Genomic DNA, 14,658 nt, shown 5'->3' with positions numbered 1-14,658 from the left:
CAAGGGCTATTGTGTCGCTGCACTAGGTCAGGAAGGGAGACAGAAAATTGGGGAATGAAGCAATTGCAGGTGATGCGCAAAGAAAAAAGTTGACCGGAAAGTTGAGCCTGCTGTTCCTAATGGCGATGATCGGGTTAACTTTCTTCTCCAATACCATCAATAACTTTACTTTGCCCAGGGTCCAAACGGCCCGGCCGACGAACGGGGCTTTAATCAAAGAAATATTCGGTGAAGGGACGGTCGAGGTCAAATCAACCCGGGAGGAATACGCTGATACCAATTTGCGGGTAAAGGAGGTCATGGTGGAGCAGGGGGACAGGGTTGGCAAAGGCCAGCCCATCATCATCCTGGACGTGAACGAACTGAAGTCGAATTATCAGGATGAACAGGCCCGCTACCGGCAGCTGCAGCTATCCCTGGCTGGGGCCAGGGAAGAGCAGGCGCAAAAACAAAGGGATTACGATAACCTGAAGTACCTGTTTGATAATGAAGCCGAAACGGCGGTAAACCTGCAAAATGCCGAAAAGAACCTGGCGGACGCGAAAAGAAACTGTGAGGACATGCAGCTTAATCTGGAAATACAGGCCAGAAAGGTGGATACCCTGGCCCAACAGTTGGCAAACAACGGCGTGTATACAGCGCCCGTGGACGGCATGATCACAGAACTGAATTTCGCCGAAGGGTCTATGACCAATAACTCCCTGCCCCTGTTTAAATTGGCTGATCTACGGCAGGGGTTCCGGCTGATAGTGCCAATTGACAATGATTTGGTTGATTACGTCAAATCCGGAGATACGGTGAGTGTTAATATTCTCTCCCTGGGGGATAAAAAAACCGAGGGAAAAATTGACAAGATCGTGGAAAACAGCCAGCATAACGGGGATGAGAAGGATTTGTGGATCGACGTGTCTCTGGAAGGGCTGACAGGCGGTGAAAAGGGAGAAATTTATTTAAGCAAAAAAACAAAGCCTTACGCCACCCTTGTACCCAACAGCGCGGTTTATGACGACAGCAGCGGCTCCTATATCTTCGTTCTGGAATCAAGAAAAGGACCTTTAGGTACGGAGAACTATTTGCAAAAGGTGGAAGTAAATGTGGAAGACAGCGATAATGAAAAGTCTGCTCTCACAGATATGGTGATGGGCGAAGTGGTGATGCAAAGCAATAAACCGGTGGAGGACGGGGATAGAGTTCTGAAGGAGGCGGCAAATTGAAACCGGCCCAATCAGCCTATCCGGCCTATCTTATTCTGGCCCTGGGCATATTGGTTTTAACCTGGAGCACCGTCCTGGGGTCATCCCTGCCCGCTAAATTGGCGGGTCTTGGCGGCCTGCACAAAGCCAACAAAATTACCGCCACCTGGCTGAGCAACTCCAATCAGCCGGAAGAAGGCTCTTTTTCCCTGAAAGATATGAGGCAGCTTACCCAATACAACCTCCGGGACTATGATCTGGCTTACGCCATGGAGGCTTCAACTTCTGCCGCCTATCAAAAGAACCAGAGTCAAGCTCAGGTGCTGGGGGTGAATGACAGGTACGATCAATTCCATCAAATAAACCTACGATCAGGCTATTTTTTAACTTTCGAACAGGAAAACCAGCAGGTCGCCGTAATCGATGAAGATCTGGCTCAGGCTCTTTTTCAGAACTGCAATGTGGTGGGCCGGAAAATAGAACTGTATGGCCGGGAATTTAAAATAACCGGGGTGGCCGGGGCTGACCGTTCCCTGATCGGAACTTTGACGGACAGGGGATACTGCACAGTGTACATACCGGCGAAAATACTGTTGGAACTGGAAGCGGATTCCCGAATAACCTCATTGGAAGTGGAAACAAAGGATGCCGGCACCACAGGCCTCAACGCCGCTGTTTTGGAAACGGCCCTGGCGTCAATCGGGCAGGACCCCGCCAACTACAAAATCATCGATTATAACGTGGCGGGTCTCCTGATGGAACAAGAGAACCTGCTGCGCAATTTCGTGGCGGGGACGGTGGCAATTGTGATACTTTTCGGCTTGCTCAGGCGAAAAATAAGGGGTATTTATCATTTCTGCCGCCTGAGACTCCGGGATAAATATTGGTCAGAGATGATTAAGGGGGATGCCGTCAGGCTTATGCTTGGTATGGCGGAAATATTAGCGCTTGTTGCAGTGATGCTTTTGCTATGGAAATTAATCAGATTTACCTTATATATTCCGCCGGAAAACATACCCGATGAACTTATTGATGTTTCATTTTGGGCCGACCGCTTTAAAAACGAGATTCAAGCCTGGCTGCAAAGCGCCGGATATGTAGCGCCGCCAGGAGAAGTTCAGTTGAATATCCTTAATACCATCCAGAACTGGAACTTGTTTTTAAACATCTTTCTTGGTTGGCCGCTGTTCTTGCTGGGGCTTTATCAGATCAAGCTGTTGAAGGAAAAACTACTCAAAGTTGAAGTGTTTTGCAGCGTTTTCATGCTGGCCGCCTTAAGTCTGGGCACCACCTTGCTGTTGATAATAAAAATGCCTCCCGTCATAGAGACCGGGGAGGTGTTGCTGGTATTCAGCTCTATATTTTTAACCGTGGTTACTTTTATTGAGAGGAGGACAGCGGATGGCGAGTTTATATCTGAAAAATCTATCTAAGACCTACCCCGGCAGGGTTACGGCAGTCAGGGATTTCTCTCTGGAAATAAAGGATCAAGAATTCTTAATCCTGGTAGGTCCCTCCGGCTGTGGCAAAACAACCGTTTTAAGGATGATTGCCGGGCTGGAGGAAATTTCATCCGGTGAATTATATATTGATGACCGGCTGGTTAATGACGTGGCTGCCAAGGACCGGGATATCGCCATGGTTTTTCAAAATTATGCTCTTTATCCCCATCTATCGGTCCATGACAATATGGCTTTTGGACTTAAGTTGAGAAAAATACCCAAGGCTGAAATCAGGAAAAATGTGCAGGAAGCGGCCAGGATTCTTGCACTTGAAGATCTTCTGAAACGCAAACCCAGGGAACTTTCCGGCGGGCAAAGGCAAAGGGTGGCCCTGGGACGGGCCATTGTTAGGAAACCCAAGGTTTTCCTGATGGATGAGCCTCTGTCCAACCTGGATGCGCAGTTGAGAGCCCAGATGAGAATAGAAATTGCCAAGCTCCATAAAAATCTGCAGACAACTTTTGTTTATGTAACCCATGATCAAACCGAAGCCATGACCATGGGCACCAGAATCGTGGTGATGAAGGATGGCCTGATCCAGCAAATTGACAGCCCGCAATCCATCTATGACCACCCGGTCAATATGTTTGTGGCCGGTTTTCTCGGCAGCCCCGGGATGAACTTTCTGGAAGTTTTAATTATAGAGCAAAACGGCTGTATTTTTGCCAAACTGGCCGACGCCCAACTGCCTGTTCCCGCTGCCGGGGGGCAAAAGTTAAAAGAGCAGGGGTATCTGGGCAAAGAAGTGGTCCTGGGGATAAGAGCGGAGCATCTCTGCGGAAGCGGAGATCTTTTGGACCGCCATCCCGAGTGTGCTTTGCGCGGGAGGCTGGAGTTTACCGAATTGAGAGGGGCTGAGACTTACCATTATGTAAAGATAGCCGGCAGGGAGGTGGTTGTCAGGGTGAGTCCGGAACAGCGCACCGAAACCGGACAGGAAGTTAGGGTGGGTTTTAATATGTCCAAGGTCCATTTTTTCGATCAAGAAAGTGAGGTGAGCGTCAGTAGTCAGTCTGGCTCCTGAATTCTGAATACTTAAAGAAAAGGGGTGTTTTGATGATAAAAAACAAATGCGGAGTTGTCCTAATCCTGGTTCTGGTACTCTGCCTGGGGGTATTTACCGCCGGCTGCGGCAATACTCAGGCTGCCAGGGAAGATAGTAATCCTAATTCCCTGACCATTGCGGTTGTGACCAAAGATACGTACCTGGATACGGCAGTAAAAAAGTTTGAGGAACTTCATCCCGGCGTTAGTGTGGAAGTGAAAGAATACACCTCCAGTACTTCGGAAAAAGGTGAAGGTGTCAGGGCGGCAGATCCCGGCGATATTGAAAAATATGTCACGGCTATGAATACCCAGCTCATGTCCGGGCAGGGCAGCGATATCATTTTATTAAACAACCTGCCCTATCAGACCTATGCGGATAAGAATCTTTTAGTTGACTTGGGCGGGCTGATGCAGTCGGATCAAAGCTTCGACAGCGGCAAATACTACCAAAATATTTTCAAGGCTTTAGAATATAAAGATAAACTATATGGGATGCCGGTTAATATCGGTATCGATATGATTGCCGTCGATAGAACCTTACTGGCTGATTCCCAGGTGCAAATCGACGATAGCAGCTGGGATTGGAACGATTTTGTCAAGACGGCGGAAAAGGTCATTAACGACAAGCAAAACGGGGGAACCCAGGAGATGTATGCCTTGGCCGGGATGGATGAAAAAAGACTGATTGCGACTCTGGTTAAAGAAAACTATGCCAGCCTGGTCGATCCGGAGAAGAAAACAGCCAATTTTACCGGCCAAGAATTTCTTGATTTACTGAACCTGAGTAAATATCTGATTGACCACAAACTGGTTAATACGGATACAGCCCAGACCAACATTACGGACATGGCCTCCCGGGGTAAACTTGTTTTTAATTTCACTTCTCTTAGAGGGTTTTGGGACCTGCAAGTGGCCAAGGCGATTTTCAGCGAGGGTGTTCAGCTTTTAAAGCCCCCCGGAAACGTATTCTTTTCCACGGACTCCATGTATGGGATCAGCAGTAAATCAGTCAATCAAGAACTGGCCTGGGAATTTTTAAAATTTTTGGTCTCTGATGATATGATGACTCAGGGAGGAATGCCGATTAATAAGAGTGTGCTTCCCCAGATTGCCCAGAATTTCACCCAGGCTATACAAAAGAGGGGTGGGAGAATGATTATAAAGGACGACGGCATTCCAGGTCAATCTATAACACTGCAACCCCCCACGCAGGAGGATGTGGATTATATGGAAAACCTGATGAGTAAAGCGAACGTCTACATCGGAACGGACCAGAAGATTATTTCCATTGTTCAGGAGGAAACCGCGGCCTTCTTTACAGGACAGAAGACAGCGGAGGCGACAGCCCAATTGATTCAGGACAGGGTGAGCACATACTTAAACGAATAATAGCAAAAGTTTTGAAGAGACCTTGAAAAACCAACGTGATAGAAAGAGCACCGAATGGTTCGGTGCTCTTAATTATAATGCAATAAAGCAATTTATGGAACTAATTCTCTAGCTCAAACAGCTCGCGCAGGTAATCCCTGCGGCCGGGTAAGTTCGGTGTATAATAATGGTATGGTCAATTATTCTATAAAAAACAAGGTATGTCTGAACAACTATAAATCGATATCCACGATTAACAAGGGTATATTCTTCATCCGGGAGTACCGAGCCTAGATTGGGGAAGTCAGCCAGCCTGGATATTGCCATATTTATTCTTTAGATAGGAATTTGCTTTTTAATACAATGTTACTGATGCATTGGCAGTGTAAAACAGCTTAGGAAAAGAATAAGTTCTTCATAAGAATTTATTAAGATTTTGATAAGTTGAAATTCCAACATCGCCTGCCTGATTTCGATAAGATGAAATTGTCGAATCGGACAGGCTTTTAACATTCCTGAGGAGTGATTGTTATGACAAGAAAAAAAGTTGCCGTTTTATTCGGCGGATGCTCTACAGAGTATGAGGTGTCGCTCCAATCCGCCTACTCTGTAATAACGAACCTAAATCCAAATAAGTATGAAACCATATTGATTGGAATCACTCGGCAGGGAGCTTGGTTGAGATATTATGGCTCACTTGAAAAAATTCAGAATGACACATGGATGGATAGCAACGATTGTGTCCCAGCAATCATTTCACCTGATCGGAATATTCACGGACTGTTCGAATTTCGTGGTAATAAAGTGATTGCAACCAGAATTGATGTGGCGTTTCCTGTTCTGCATGGAAAAAACGGCGAGGACGGAACATTACAGGGATTATTAACGATAGCCGGTATTCCTTTTGCAGGGTGTGGTACGCTTTGTTCTGCAATGTGCATGGACAAGGACATCGCTCACAAAATAACAAACCTGGCCGGTATCAAAACACCTCCATCCGTCGTGCTGCGGTCCGGATTTATCGAAGACGAAATGATGAAGCAGATCAGCCGTCTAACATTTCCTCTCTTTGTTAAACCGGCCAACGCTGGTTCCTCTTTTGGCATTACAAAGGTTTTCCAAAAGGACGAGTTATCCGATGCAGTTACCGTTGCTTTTCAACATGACAATAAAGTCATCATAGAGGAAGCCGTCGATGGTTTTGAGGTTGGCTGCGCCGTCCTTGGCAATGATTCACTTACCATCGGTGAGGTTGACGAAATAGAGCTGTCTCATGGGTTCTTTGATTACACGGAGAAATACACCCTGAAAACCTCTAAAATTCATATGCCTGCCCGCATTGATCCTGATACGGCCGGGCGCATTAAACAAGACGGCTTCCGTCATTTACCGGGCGCTGGATTGCTCCGGATTCGCAAGGGTCGATTTCTTTCTGACGCCGGAAAAAGAAATCATCTTCAACGAAGTAAATACAATTCCCGGTTTTACCTCTTATAGTCGCTATCCCAATATGCTGAAAGGCATTGGAATGACATTCGGGCAGATTGTGGATGCAGCGATAAGTCTGGCGACAAACTCATGAGAACACTGACATTACAAAGGTATGGTTTTATAGAACGCTATCCGGTAAGTTGCGAGCAATTGACACATATCGCGCAGGAACCCTGGCACTTTCGTTATGTCGGGTATCCCCATTCTGAATTGATGAGAGAAACACAGCTGACGCTGGAAGAATATACTGATTATTTAAAGAGATTCCCTTATAACGGCATTCACCTTCAATTTCAATTGGCCAAACGGAGTTTTGAAATTTGTTATGTTCCGGTTTTATCGGACAAGCTTGTGCATGTCGAAATACCGGAAAAAACTCTCTATCAGATATCCGGGAACAACGTGGATGGCTTTGTGGTTACACTGTGGGGGAATCCGGTATGAAAGAAAAAAGGGAATATGCAGGCATTGATTATTTTAGGGGTTTTGGAAGAGGTACATATGGACCGAGCATGGGCTGCCCGCCATGTGTTATCATCTCGGAGTGGTTGGTGTTTAATTTTGCTATGCCGGTAAGACAGCACTATCCAGGAGGTGTTGCCGGTGTAAGTAGAGGTATTCTTTAACCCTGTCAATGTTTGTATTAATGACATGACTTTCATCCAGGCCGTTTATGGCTGCCATATTGATGGCGTTGCGGCATTTGCCAACTTCTGTGAAAATATGTGCGTCACTGTTAATTACCACGCGGGCGTTATATTTTTTTATTATCCTGCTGAATTGACTGCAGCGGGTAGCACTGCCCAGTCTACTGGCTGAAAGAGAACTATTATTTAGCTCAAAGGCTTTTTGTCTTTCTTTGCCGGCCATAATAACTCTGTCAAAGTCCACTGGAAATTCAGGGTTGCCCGGGTGTACTATGACATGAACGTATGGGTTTCTAATTGCGGCAATCATAGCAGCCGTATATTCATCAGCACTTAAGCCATCCATGCCTGTACCTGCGTGGAAACCCGCCAGCACGATATCCATTCTTTTTAACAAACCTTCCGGCATATCAAGACACCCATGCATATTTATTATGTTTGCTTCGACCCCTTTCAGTATTTCAACACCAAATAAATCCACTGGAATACGGCTTAGATTCTCAAAGTAGTATTGGTGCGGCGCTCCGGGCATGGCCAGGCCATGTTCCGTGATAGCGATCATTTTTAAGCCTACTTGTGCAGCTGATTCAGCGATTTCTTTTACTGTACTGTACCCGTGCCCACAAGCCAAGGTATGTATATGCAGGTCTGCTTCCAGCTTCATGGGAAATCACCTCCAAGATTTAAGTAAGTTCATCTGTATAGTAACAGTTGAACTTTAAGAATACATTGCTTAAAAGTAAAAATTATATTGTATTTCTGTAACATATTGTTAAAACTAATTAGTTAATCAGGTGTCAAGCGAGGCTCATGGGTTGCAATGTAACCTGGAAAAATGTTTTAAATATTTCCACCCAGTGATATAATTACAGTAAAACAGCAAAACTGAAATATATAAACTATTATATAGTGTAATTATAAAGGGGATGTTTGTTTTGGGACAAATAATCGGCAATATTATGGTTCAGAAACGTGGTGTTGTTAGTCTGGGGTTATTGAAAGAACATATGCCATTAAACGATGGCGATATTTTTCAAGTGGAACTTGAAAACGGGAAAGTTATCCTAAAGCCAATGAAGCTTATACCGGCTGAACAGGCATGGTTCTGGTCTAAGGAATGGCAAGATGGCGAAAAAGAAGCCGAGGAAGACATGGCTTCCGGAAGAGTTAAGTCCTTTGATAATGTTGATAAACTCCTAGAGGACTTGGACAAATGATCTTTCAAAGAACAGAACGGTTCAAAAGGGCGTATAAAAAGCTGGATGTAAACCAAAAAGATGCCATTAAAAAAGCGTTGAAACTAATATCTGACAATATTAACCATCCATCCTTGCGTGTCAAGCGCGTTCAAGGGACAAAAGATATTTGGGAAGCTAGTGCCACAATGAGTTTACGTATAACGTTTTTATGGGAAAGCGAAATAGTTATTCTGAGAAATTGCGGCGAGCACGATAAGACGCTAAAAAATCCATAAGTAAACTACTAAAACATGGAGGGATTACAATATGAAGCGTAATATTCTTTTTTTCGGGGTTTGTAAGTGAGGCCCTGGGTTGCAATGTCATGAAATAGAACTCATAGCAGCACTTGCAGATGATAGTGTAATAGATACCAACCCAAGTAACAATAATATAATTAGAAATTACTATTGGCAAGGAGTGCCAGACCTTGTTGCCAAAACATTTGAAACCATTTCTTCACCAACATCTTCTGTGGGCCAGGAGGTAGAATTGGAATTTAAGTTTCAAATGAAGGTACAGGGAGCGCTGTAAGCACTATAAATAATCACCTATTTATAAATGGCCAAGAAATAGGGGTCATTCCATTAACAAACCTAAATGCTGGTTACACGGCTACAATTACGTTCGGCCTTATATTCAACCAACCCGGTAACTATAGTATGCTTATACACGTAAATAAAAATAGTACCATAACAGAGTCAAATTACAATAACAACACCATGACAAACACCGCACGAGTAAGACTCGATGTAACTGATGAATTTACATCAATAATGAGACAAAATGCTGCCTATATGGCGTACTATGCCAGTCTTGATATTGATATGGGCACTTACCCACTCTTGACAGGTGAAGAGTTCGCATCCAAAGTTAGGACTGGAGGCGATTGGGACTATAAACTTGAATATGGATATTCGAATGAATATATTTATGATGGTCGCGTGGTAACCGGTGAAGATATGGGCAATTTTCATTATGGGTTTGTCGGCAGAGGAGCTACTTTCGGGGAAGAATTATTACTTATTGCGGCAGGTGCATACCAAATATATGGCGGTCCTAGGTATGTTGGATGGTGGGAATCATATTTTGATGATCCCAACGATCAAGCCATGATCATATATGGTATCAGCATGTGGGATAATAATAGTTGGCCGAGCGGCACAATAAATGAGTTTGGTGCATTTAGCGATAATGATGCAATATATACGCTAACAGAATATGAAAAGCGTTGCATTGAGCGTGAAATATCAGAAGACGCAGCAAATCTAGAAAAATTAAAAGATAAATAAAAATTTAAGAGAAGAGTGGGTTTTGAGGAAGTTCATTGATTAAGATATTACTCATGAAAAGATTTTTGTAATTACGCCCCTCTTCACGATTCGGGGTAGTACCCAACGACGCTGGTACTACCAGTGTCTGGAATACTACATACCTGCAAAAAGCCACGGAATACCTGAAATCACAAAAGGGTTTTAATGATGACCTTATAAAGCACATATCTCCATTGGGCTGGGAACACATTTTAAAAATTACTTAAAAACTAAGCAACCGTTTTAGGTAAAAAACTTTTAAAGAAGAGGAAATTATAAAGGAAGTATTAATCGAAAAGAAGTATTAATGAAAAACAGCAGGGAAGGGTTTTACACGGTTATCATCAATCGGTTTGGGGTGAAAAATATGGGGATGGATTCTATTGACCAGCTCTTAAGGAGAGAACTTGAAGCAAGATTTATGGGGCCGCTTATTGATGCGCTGGTATTGGAATTTGGCCGTGATCCCGTATATAAAGTGATTAAAAACAGTATTTTAAGGATCGCAGAGGAGCAGGGAGCGCAATTTGCCGAAAAAGTTGGCGGTAATACACTTAATCATTTTATGGAAGTGCTGAAAGCATGGAAAAAGGGTGGAGCCCTAGAAATTGAGATTTTAGATCAGACTGATAACAAATTGACTTTTAACGTTACCCGCTGCCGGTATGCCGAGCTTTACAGAGAATTGGGGTTCTCGCCGGAACTTGGTTACATGCTGTCATGCAACAGGGATTTTGCGCTAATCAAGGGTTTTAACAAAGGAATTACCCTCAGGCGTACCCAAACCATGATGGAAGGCGCCCCGTATTGCGATTTTCGTTTTGTAGCTGAAGAGTAATTACACTGTTCATTGTAGTTTCATATCATTAAATTTATAACCCACACCTCTAACAGTCAAAATATATTCGGGGTTGGCGGGTTCCTTTTCAATTTTTTGCCTGATGTACCTAATATGGACATCCAATGTTCTGGTTTCGCTTAGATTGCTTTCACCCCAGATTTTTTCCAACAGAACAGACCGGGTAAAAACACGTCCCGGGTAACTTGCCAATAGGAAAAGCAATTCAAATTCCTTTGGCGGCAGCTCAATTCTTGTGTTGTCAACGTATATTTCGTAGGAATCCGCTAAAATTCTAATATGGTCAAAAACCAGTTCTTTTATGGCTGACTTGGCAGTATTATTGGCTTTTTTGTTGCGGAGATTTACTTTTATCCTTGCCAGTAGTTCCCGTGGGCTGAATGGTTTGGTCATATAATCATCAGCGCCGATTTCCAGCCCCACAACCTTGTCTATCTCTCCGTCTTTGGCGCTTAGCATAATAATAGAGATGTGTTTTGTTTCCGTATCATATTTTAATTGCTTGCAAACCTCAAAACCGTCCTTCCCCGGCAGCATAATGTCAAGGACGATTAAATCCGGTTTATTATCCCTGGCGATTTCGATAGCTTTAACGCCATCACCGGCAACTAAAACCTCGTAACCTTCACGGAGTAAATTATAACTAATTAGCTTTTGAATACTTTTTTCGTCATCCACTACAAGAATTTTGTGAGGCATTTTCCCACCTCATATCCAATGCAAATGCTAAATTAAATATACTGCATAATTGTAAACCTTATTGTAATATTACTTTAAAAAGAGGTAAACATATTGTAAATTGTTTATCAAGGCATCCTGCCTAGCCAGGCGGGGTTTTTGTTTGCGCCAAAAGTGTCGGCCCGGTGTTGCACGAGGGCTTAAACACTCCCGGTTAATTTGCAGGTATCCGGATTACGGCATAGAATAATGGAAATGTTTACGTTATACTTTGGTTTTACGGGGGAAAGCTGCAATGCACCATAAACCGGACCATAAATCCACTTTGATTAAGTTAAAGGAAAACGAGCGGGAAGTAAGGAGAAATTTAATTATTGATGCATCCGTCAGCCTTTTTGCCCGCAAGCCGTTCAATCAGGTAGGCATGCGTGATATCGCCGCCGAAGCGGGAATATCACCGGCGTCCATATACCGCTATTTTGCTGATCGCGATGAATTATTCGTCGAAGCACTGTACCGCGAAGCGAAAGTTATAGGTAAGAACCTGGAAAAGCTGCTTGAGGAAAATAAAAACGCCTCCATGGAAAAACTGGCCTGCGATTTCGTGGAATATCTGTTAGACCACGATACCTTTTTTCAAATGATGTCGCATTTTATGATAGACGGGGGAATTAATGAGACATCTTTGGCGAGGTTCAACGAAATAGAACGCTACCTGCTCAATATCTTTGATGAAAGCTTTGCCAAGATAGGTGTTAAAGAAAATGTACGTTTGGTTTCACATGCTTTTTTTGCGTCTTTAAACGGAATACTCATTACTTTTAGGAACTATCCCGGCCGAGACAAAAAGGAAATAAGAAAGCACATGCTCCGGCTGGCCTCAATCACGGCGGGAGTATTTGAAAAGGGTGCTGCCGGGTTGTAAAGTATACCCGGCCATATTTATGGCCGGGGCTAAGGATTAAAGTATAAAAAAGCGCGCGCTATGGAAACTGATAGAGCGCGCTTTTTTTATTTCTAACACAAAGATAACAATTATTAACCCGATGTTTACATCTGCCAACTTGGCAACAAGTTAAGATAATTTATGTAAAGCGTGGTCAGGGAAGGTTGTTGATGGAAGGTTATGACAAGGAAGGCTAGCGATGAACAGAAAAAAAAGAACTGAAATTTTGATCAAAGGCTCAGTAAAAGTTGCTCAAAAACTGTCGGAAGAAATAGCGCGTAAGTATGATGTCAAGACAATCGAGGAGCCCAATAACGGTTTGGTAATGGTAAAAGCAAGGGAAACCTCCAAGGGAAGCCTGTTTTATTTAGGTGAAGTGTTAATTGCGGAATCCAAAGTACTTATCAACGGGTGCCCGGGAATTGGCATCGTCAAGGGGGGGGAACCGGATTTAGCCTATGCTTTGGCGGTTATAGACGCAGCTTATAATGCGGGTTTGCCGGAGACAAAAAATTGGCTGACAACACTGCTGCTTGAGGAAGAGAGTATTAAACAAAACTATGAGGCTTTTAAAAACAAGGTGTTAAAAACAAAAGTAAACTTTCAAACTATGGATGTTTAAAGTAAAAGGGGCAGGAAACTATGAAATTGGATTTGGTCCACGACATACAAAGAGTTTATCGCAAGACGGTAGATGCTATGTCCAGGCCGGGATTGATCGTTAATATTAAAGATCAGGCGGAGAAAGTCGATCTGGAGGTTGGGTGTTTTAAATCCACAGTGCTGCTGGCCATGATGTTGTTGGATACCGAAACAACCTTTAAAGTAGTTTCTGAACGTGAAGCTGAAATTGCTAAATTTATCAATCATTTGACGTATGCCAAAGGAGCGGAAACCCAAAGCGCGGGTTTCATTCTTGTTTTGCATGACGCCAAACCGCTGAGTTTAGAGGAGACACTTAAAACAGCCTGTCCGGGGGATTTGGTGGACCCCCATCAATCAGCAACAATTATCGTTGAAGCAGATAACCTGGGCTATGATGGGGATTTGCTGCTGACCGGCCCGGGTATTGACGGGGAAAGATGGATCAAGGTGCAAACAGCAGGCAGCTGGGTGGATATACGGGCGGAAAAGAACTCTGAATACCCATTGGGAATCGACCTCATCTTTACAGATGCCAATGATAACGTTTTATGTATTCCCAGAACAACTCAAATAACGAAACGGGTGGTCGGGTAGATGGGATATGTGGCGGTAAAAGGCGGAGCTGCGGCCATTGAAGAATCGATTAAACGGTTAAAGTATGAACGGCTGAAAAAGGGCACTGTGTTGGATCTGCATGATCTTGAAGGAGGCATGCGCTGCCTGATTGATCAGGTCATGTCGGAGAGCAGCCTCTATAGTGAAACCCTGGCGGCGATGTCTGTCAAGCAGGCGGAAGGAAGCCCGGAGGAAGCGGTTTTTTTAATGCGGGCTTACCGTTCAACTTTACCCAGAAAACATTATTCGCGTACGCTTTCCTTAAAGAATATGTTGGTTGAACGAAGAATTTCGGCCAGTTTTAAAGACATTCCCGGCGGACAGATATTGGGCGCCGCCTATGATTATTCCCATCGTTTAATTGATTTTGACCTGCCTGGCGAAACCAAAGAAGCCGCCCTTAATTGGTTGCGCGATTTTGTTCAGGACAACGCAATTGACCATGACAGCACCGATTTGGCCAGCTTGCCCGGGGTCCTTAATTATCTGCGGGAGGAAGGGCTGATTGCGCCTTGCGAAAGCAACGATACCGAGCCCGACGATATTACCAGAAAGAATCTGCAGTTTCCCGTCAGCCGCAGCGCCAGGCTGCAGATTTTAACCAGGGGGCAGACCGGCGCCGTTACCGCGCTGGGATATGCGGCCCTGCGCAGTTATGGCGATCTGCACCCGACGGTTGGCGAATTGCGTGTTGGGTATTCACCCGTGTATATTGATAGCCCTTTTAATGCGGCGAAGGAGGACGAGGACGCTTATTATATCGGTGATATTAAAGTCACCGAGGTAGAGACCTTGTTTCCCGTACCGGTGCGAAAAGAAAACGGGCTCCAAGAGATTGTATTCGGTATCGGCTACGGGCTTTGTTATGGTCAAAATGAAACCAAAGCCATTGCCATGAGTATCCTTGATCACTGTTTGGAAACAGGCAACAAGGAACAGCCGACTCATAATGAGGAGTTTGTCCTTTTGCATATCGATGCGGTTGAAGCCACAGGATTTATTTCCCACCTTAAATTGCCGCACTATGTGACCTTTCAGTCGGAGCTGGATAGTGTCCGAAAATCTAACAAGAAAGGCCGGGAAAAATAATACCGGTACAAGTGCGGGCAGGGGAAA

At 44.2% G+C, this 14,658-nt stretch carries 17 protein-coding genes and 2 pseudogenes; 16 read left to right on the top strand and 3 right to left on the bottom strand.

Features of this window, described 5'->3' with window-relative positions; translation table 11 throughout:
* Positions 1-47: 47 nt before the first annotated feature.
* Genes BM056_RS14055 through BM056_RS14040 form a run of 4 tightly spaced genes read left to right on the top strand, consistent with a single transcriptional unit; the run spans position 48 to position 5,131 of the window.
* The gene (locus BM056_RS14055; protein WP_092472063.1) at positions 48-1,214 is read left to right on the top strand and encodes an efflux RND transporter periplasmic adaptor subunit; all 1,167 of its coding nucleotides are present in this window, start codon (positions 48-50) and stop codon (positions 1,212-1,214) included.
* The gene (locus BM056_RS14050) at positions 1,211-2,626 is read left to right on the top strand and encodes an ABC transporter permease (RefSeq protein WP_092472062.1); all 1,416 of its coding nucleotides are present in this window, start codon (positions 1,211-1,213) and stop codon (positions 2,624-2,626) included. Before BM056_RS14055 ends, BM056_RS14050 begins: the two co-directional genes overlap by 4 nt.
* Positions 2,595-3,719, top strand: coding sequence for an ABC transporter ATP-binding protein (locus BM056_RS14045; RefSeq protein WP_092472061.1), 1,125 nt, complete (start codon positions 2,595-2,597; stop codon positions 3,717-3,719). The genes BM056_RS14050 and BM056_RS14045 overlap by 32 nt, the downstream gene beginning before the upstream one ends.
* Positions 3,720-3,751: 32 nt before the next feature.
* Positions 3,752-5,131: an ABC transporter substrate-binding protein gene (locus BM056_RS14040; protein WP_092472060.1), complete on the top strand. Its 1,380-nt coding sequence runs from the start codon at positions 3,752-3,754 to the stop codon at positions 5,129-5,131.
* Between the two features lie 108 nt (positions 5,132-5,239).
* Here BM056_RS14040 and BM056_RS27660 read toward each other — a convergent pair whose 3' ends face one another.
* Positions 5,240-5,437 (bottom strand): type II toxin-antitoxin system RelE/ParE family toxin, encoded by a 198-nt coding sequence (locus tag BM056_RS27660; protein WP_207648195.1) that lies wholly within the window; start codon positions 5,435-5,437, stop codon positions 5,240-5,242.
* Positions 5,438-5,641: 204 nt separating this feature from the next.
* Here BM056_RS27660 and vanG point away from each other — a divergent pair.
* Together vanG and BM056_RS14025 are read left to right on the top strand one after the other, a co-directional pair.
* A pseudogene (vanG, locus tag BM056_RS14030) lies at positions 5,642-6,692 on the top strand (D-alanine--D-serine ligase VanG).
* On the top strand, positions 6,689-7,045 hold the full coding sequence (locus tag BM056_RS14025; protein ID WP_092472059.1) for a D-alanyl-D-alanine carboxypeptidase family protein: 357 nt from the start codon (positions 6,689-6,691) through the stop codon (positions 7,043-7,045). Before vanG ends, BM056_RS14025 begins: the two are co-directional and overlap by 4 nt.
* Positions 7,046-7,165: 120 nt before the next feature.
* Here the strand turns inward: BM056_RS14025 and BM056_RS14020 are convergent, their stop codons facing one another.
* Positions 7,166-7,912 carry a phosphatase gene (locus tag BM056_RS14020; protein ID WP_092472058.1) on the bottom strand — a complete coding sequence of 249 codons (747 nt, stop codon included), beginning with the start codon at positions 7,910-7,912 and terminating at the stop codon, positions 7,166-7,168.
* Positions 7,913-8,183: 271 nt separating this feature from the next.
* On the opposite strand from BM056_RS14020, the gene BM056_RS14015 reads away from it, so the two are divergent.
* From BM056_RS14015 to BM056_RS13995, 6 genes and pseudogenes are all read left to right on the top strand, one after another.
* Complete coding sequence (locus BM056_RS14015) at positions 8,184-8,465, top strand: AbrB family transcriptional regulator (protein WP_092472057.1); 282 nt, start codon at positions 8,184-8,186, stop codon at positions 8,463-8,465.
* Positions 8,462-8,722 (top strand): type II toxin-antitoxin system RelE/ParE family toxin, encoded by a 261-nt coding sequence (locus tag BM056_RS14010; protein ID WP_092472056.1) that lies wholly within the window; start codon positions 8,462-8,464, stop codon positions 8,720-8,722. The genes BM056_RS14015 and BM056_RS14010 overlap by 4 nt, the downstream gene beginning before the upstream one ends.
* Positions 8,723-8,801: 79 nt before the next feature.
* Positions 8,802-9,020 carry a hypothetical protein gene (locus BM056_RS14005; protein WP_092472055.1) on the top strand — a complete coding sequence of 73 codons (219 nt, stop codon included), beginning with the start codon at positions 8,802-8,804 and terminating at the stop codon, positions 9,018-9,020.
* Between the two features lie 5 nt (positions 9,021-9,025).
* A complete protein-coding gene (locus BM056_RS14000) occupies positions 9,026-9,778 on the top strand; it encodes a polymorphic toxin type 44 domain-containing protein (protein ID WP_337833511.1) in 753 nt (250 codons plus the stop codon).
* A 134-nt stretch (positions 9,779-9,912) separates the two neighbouring features.
* Positions 9,913-10,026, top strand: a pseudogene (locus BM056_RS27655) (Tn3 family transposase); the annotation flags it as partial.
* 80 nt (positions 10,027-10,106) lie between these two features.
* Complete coding sequence (locus BM056_RS13995) at positions 10,107-10,637, top strand: L-2-amino-thiazoline-4-carboxylic acid hydrolase (protein WP_207648194.1); 531 nt, start codon at positions 10,107-10,109, stop codon at positions 10,635-10,637.
* Between the two features lie 9 nt (positions 10,638-10,646).
* Here BM056_RS13995 and BM056_RS13990 read toward each other — a convergent pair whose 3' ends face one another.
* Positions 10,647-11,357, bottom strand: coding sequence for a response regulator transcription factor (locus BM056_RS13990; RefSeq protein ID WP_092472053.1), 711 nt, complete (start codon positions 11,355-11,357; stop codon positions 10,647-10,649).
* Between the two features lie 274 nt (positions 11,358-11,631).
* Here BM056_RS13990 and BM056_RS13985 point away from each other — a divergent pair, with 274 nt between their 5' ends.
* From BM056_RS13985 to BM056_RS13970, 4 genes are all read left to right on the top strand, one after another.
* Complete coding sequence (locus BM056_RS13985) at positions 11,632-12,261, top strand: TetR/AcrR family transcriptional regulator (protein ID WP_092472052.1); 630 nt, start codon at positions 11,632-11,634, stop codon at positions 12,259-12,261.
* A 220-nt stretch (positions 12,262-12,481) separates the two neighbouring features.
* Complete coding sequence (gene phnG / locus BM056_RS13980) at positions 12,482-12,904, top strand: phosphonate C-P lyase system protein PhnG (RefSeq protein ID WP_092472051.1); 423 nt, start codon at positions 12,482-12,484, stop codon at positions 12,902-12,904.
* Positions 12,905-12,924: 20 nt separating this feature from the next.
* Positions 12,925-13,521 (top strand): phosphonate C-P lyase system protein PhnH, encoded by a 597-nt coding sequence (gene phnH / locus BM056_RS13975; protein WP_092472050.1) that lies wholly within the window; start codon positions 12,925-12,927, stop codon positions 13,519-13,521.
* Positions 13,522-14,631 carry a carbon-phosphorus lyase complex subunit PhnI gene (locus BM056_RS13970; RefSeq protein ID WP_092472049.1) on the top strand — a complete coding sequence of 370 codons (1,110 nt, stop codon included), beginning with the start codon at positions 13,522-13,524 and terminating at the stop codon, positions 14,629-14,631.
* Positions 14,632-14,658: the final 27 nt, after the last annotated feature.

Source organism: Desulfotruncus arcticus DSM 17038 (genome assembly GCF_900113335.1).
GTDB classification, from domain to species: Bacteria; Bacillota; Desulfotomaculia; order Desulfotomaculales; family Desulfallaceae; genus Desulfotruncus; species Desulfotruncus arcticus.
The sequence above is the reverse complement of the archived record's forward strand: the minus strand, read 5'-3'. Positions and strand labels throughout refer to the sequence as shown.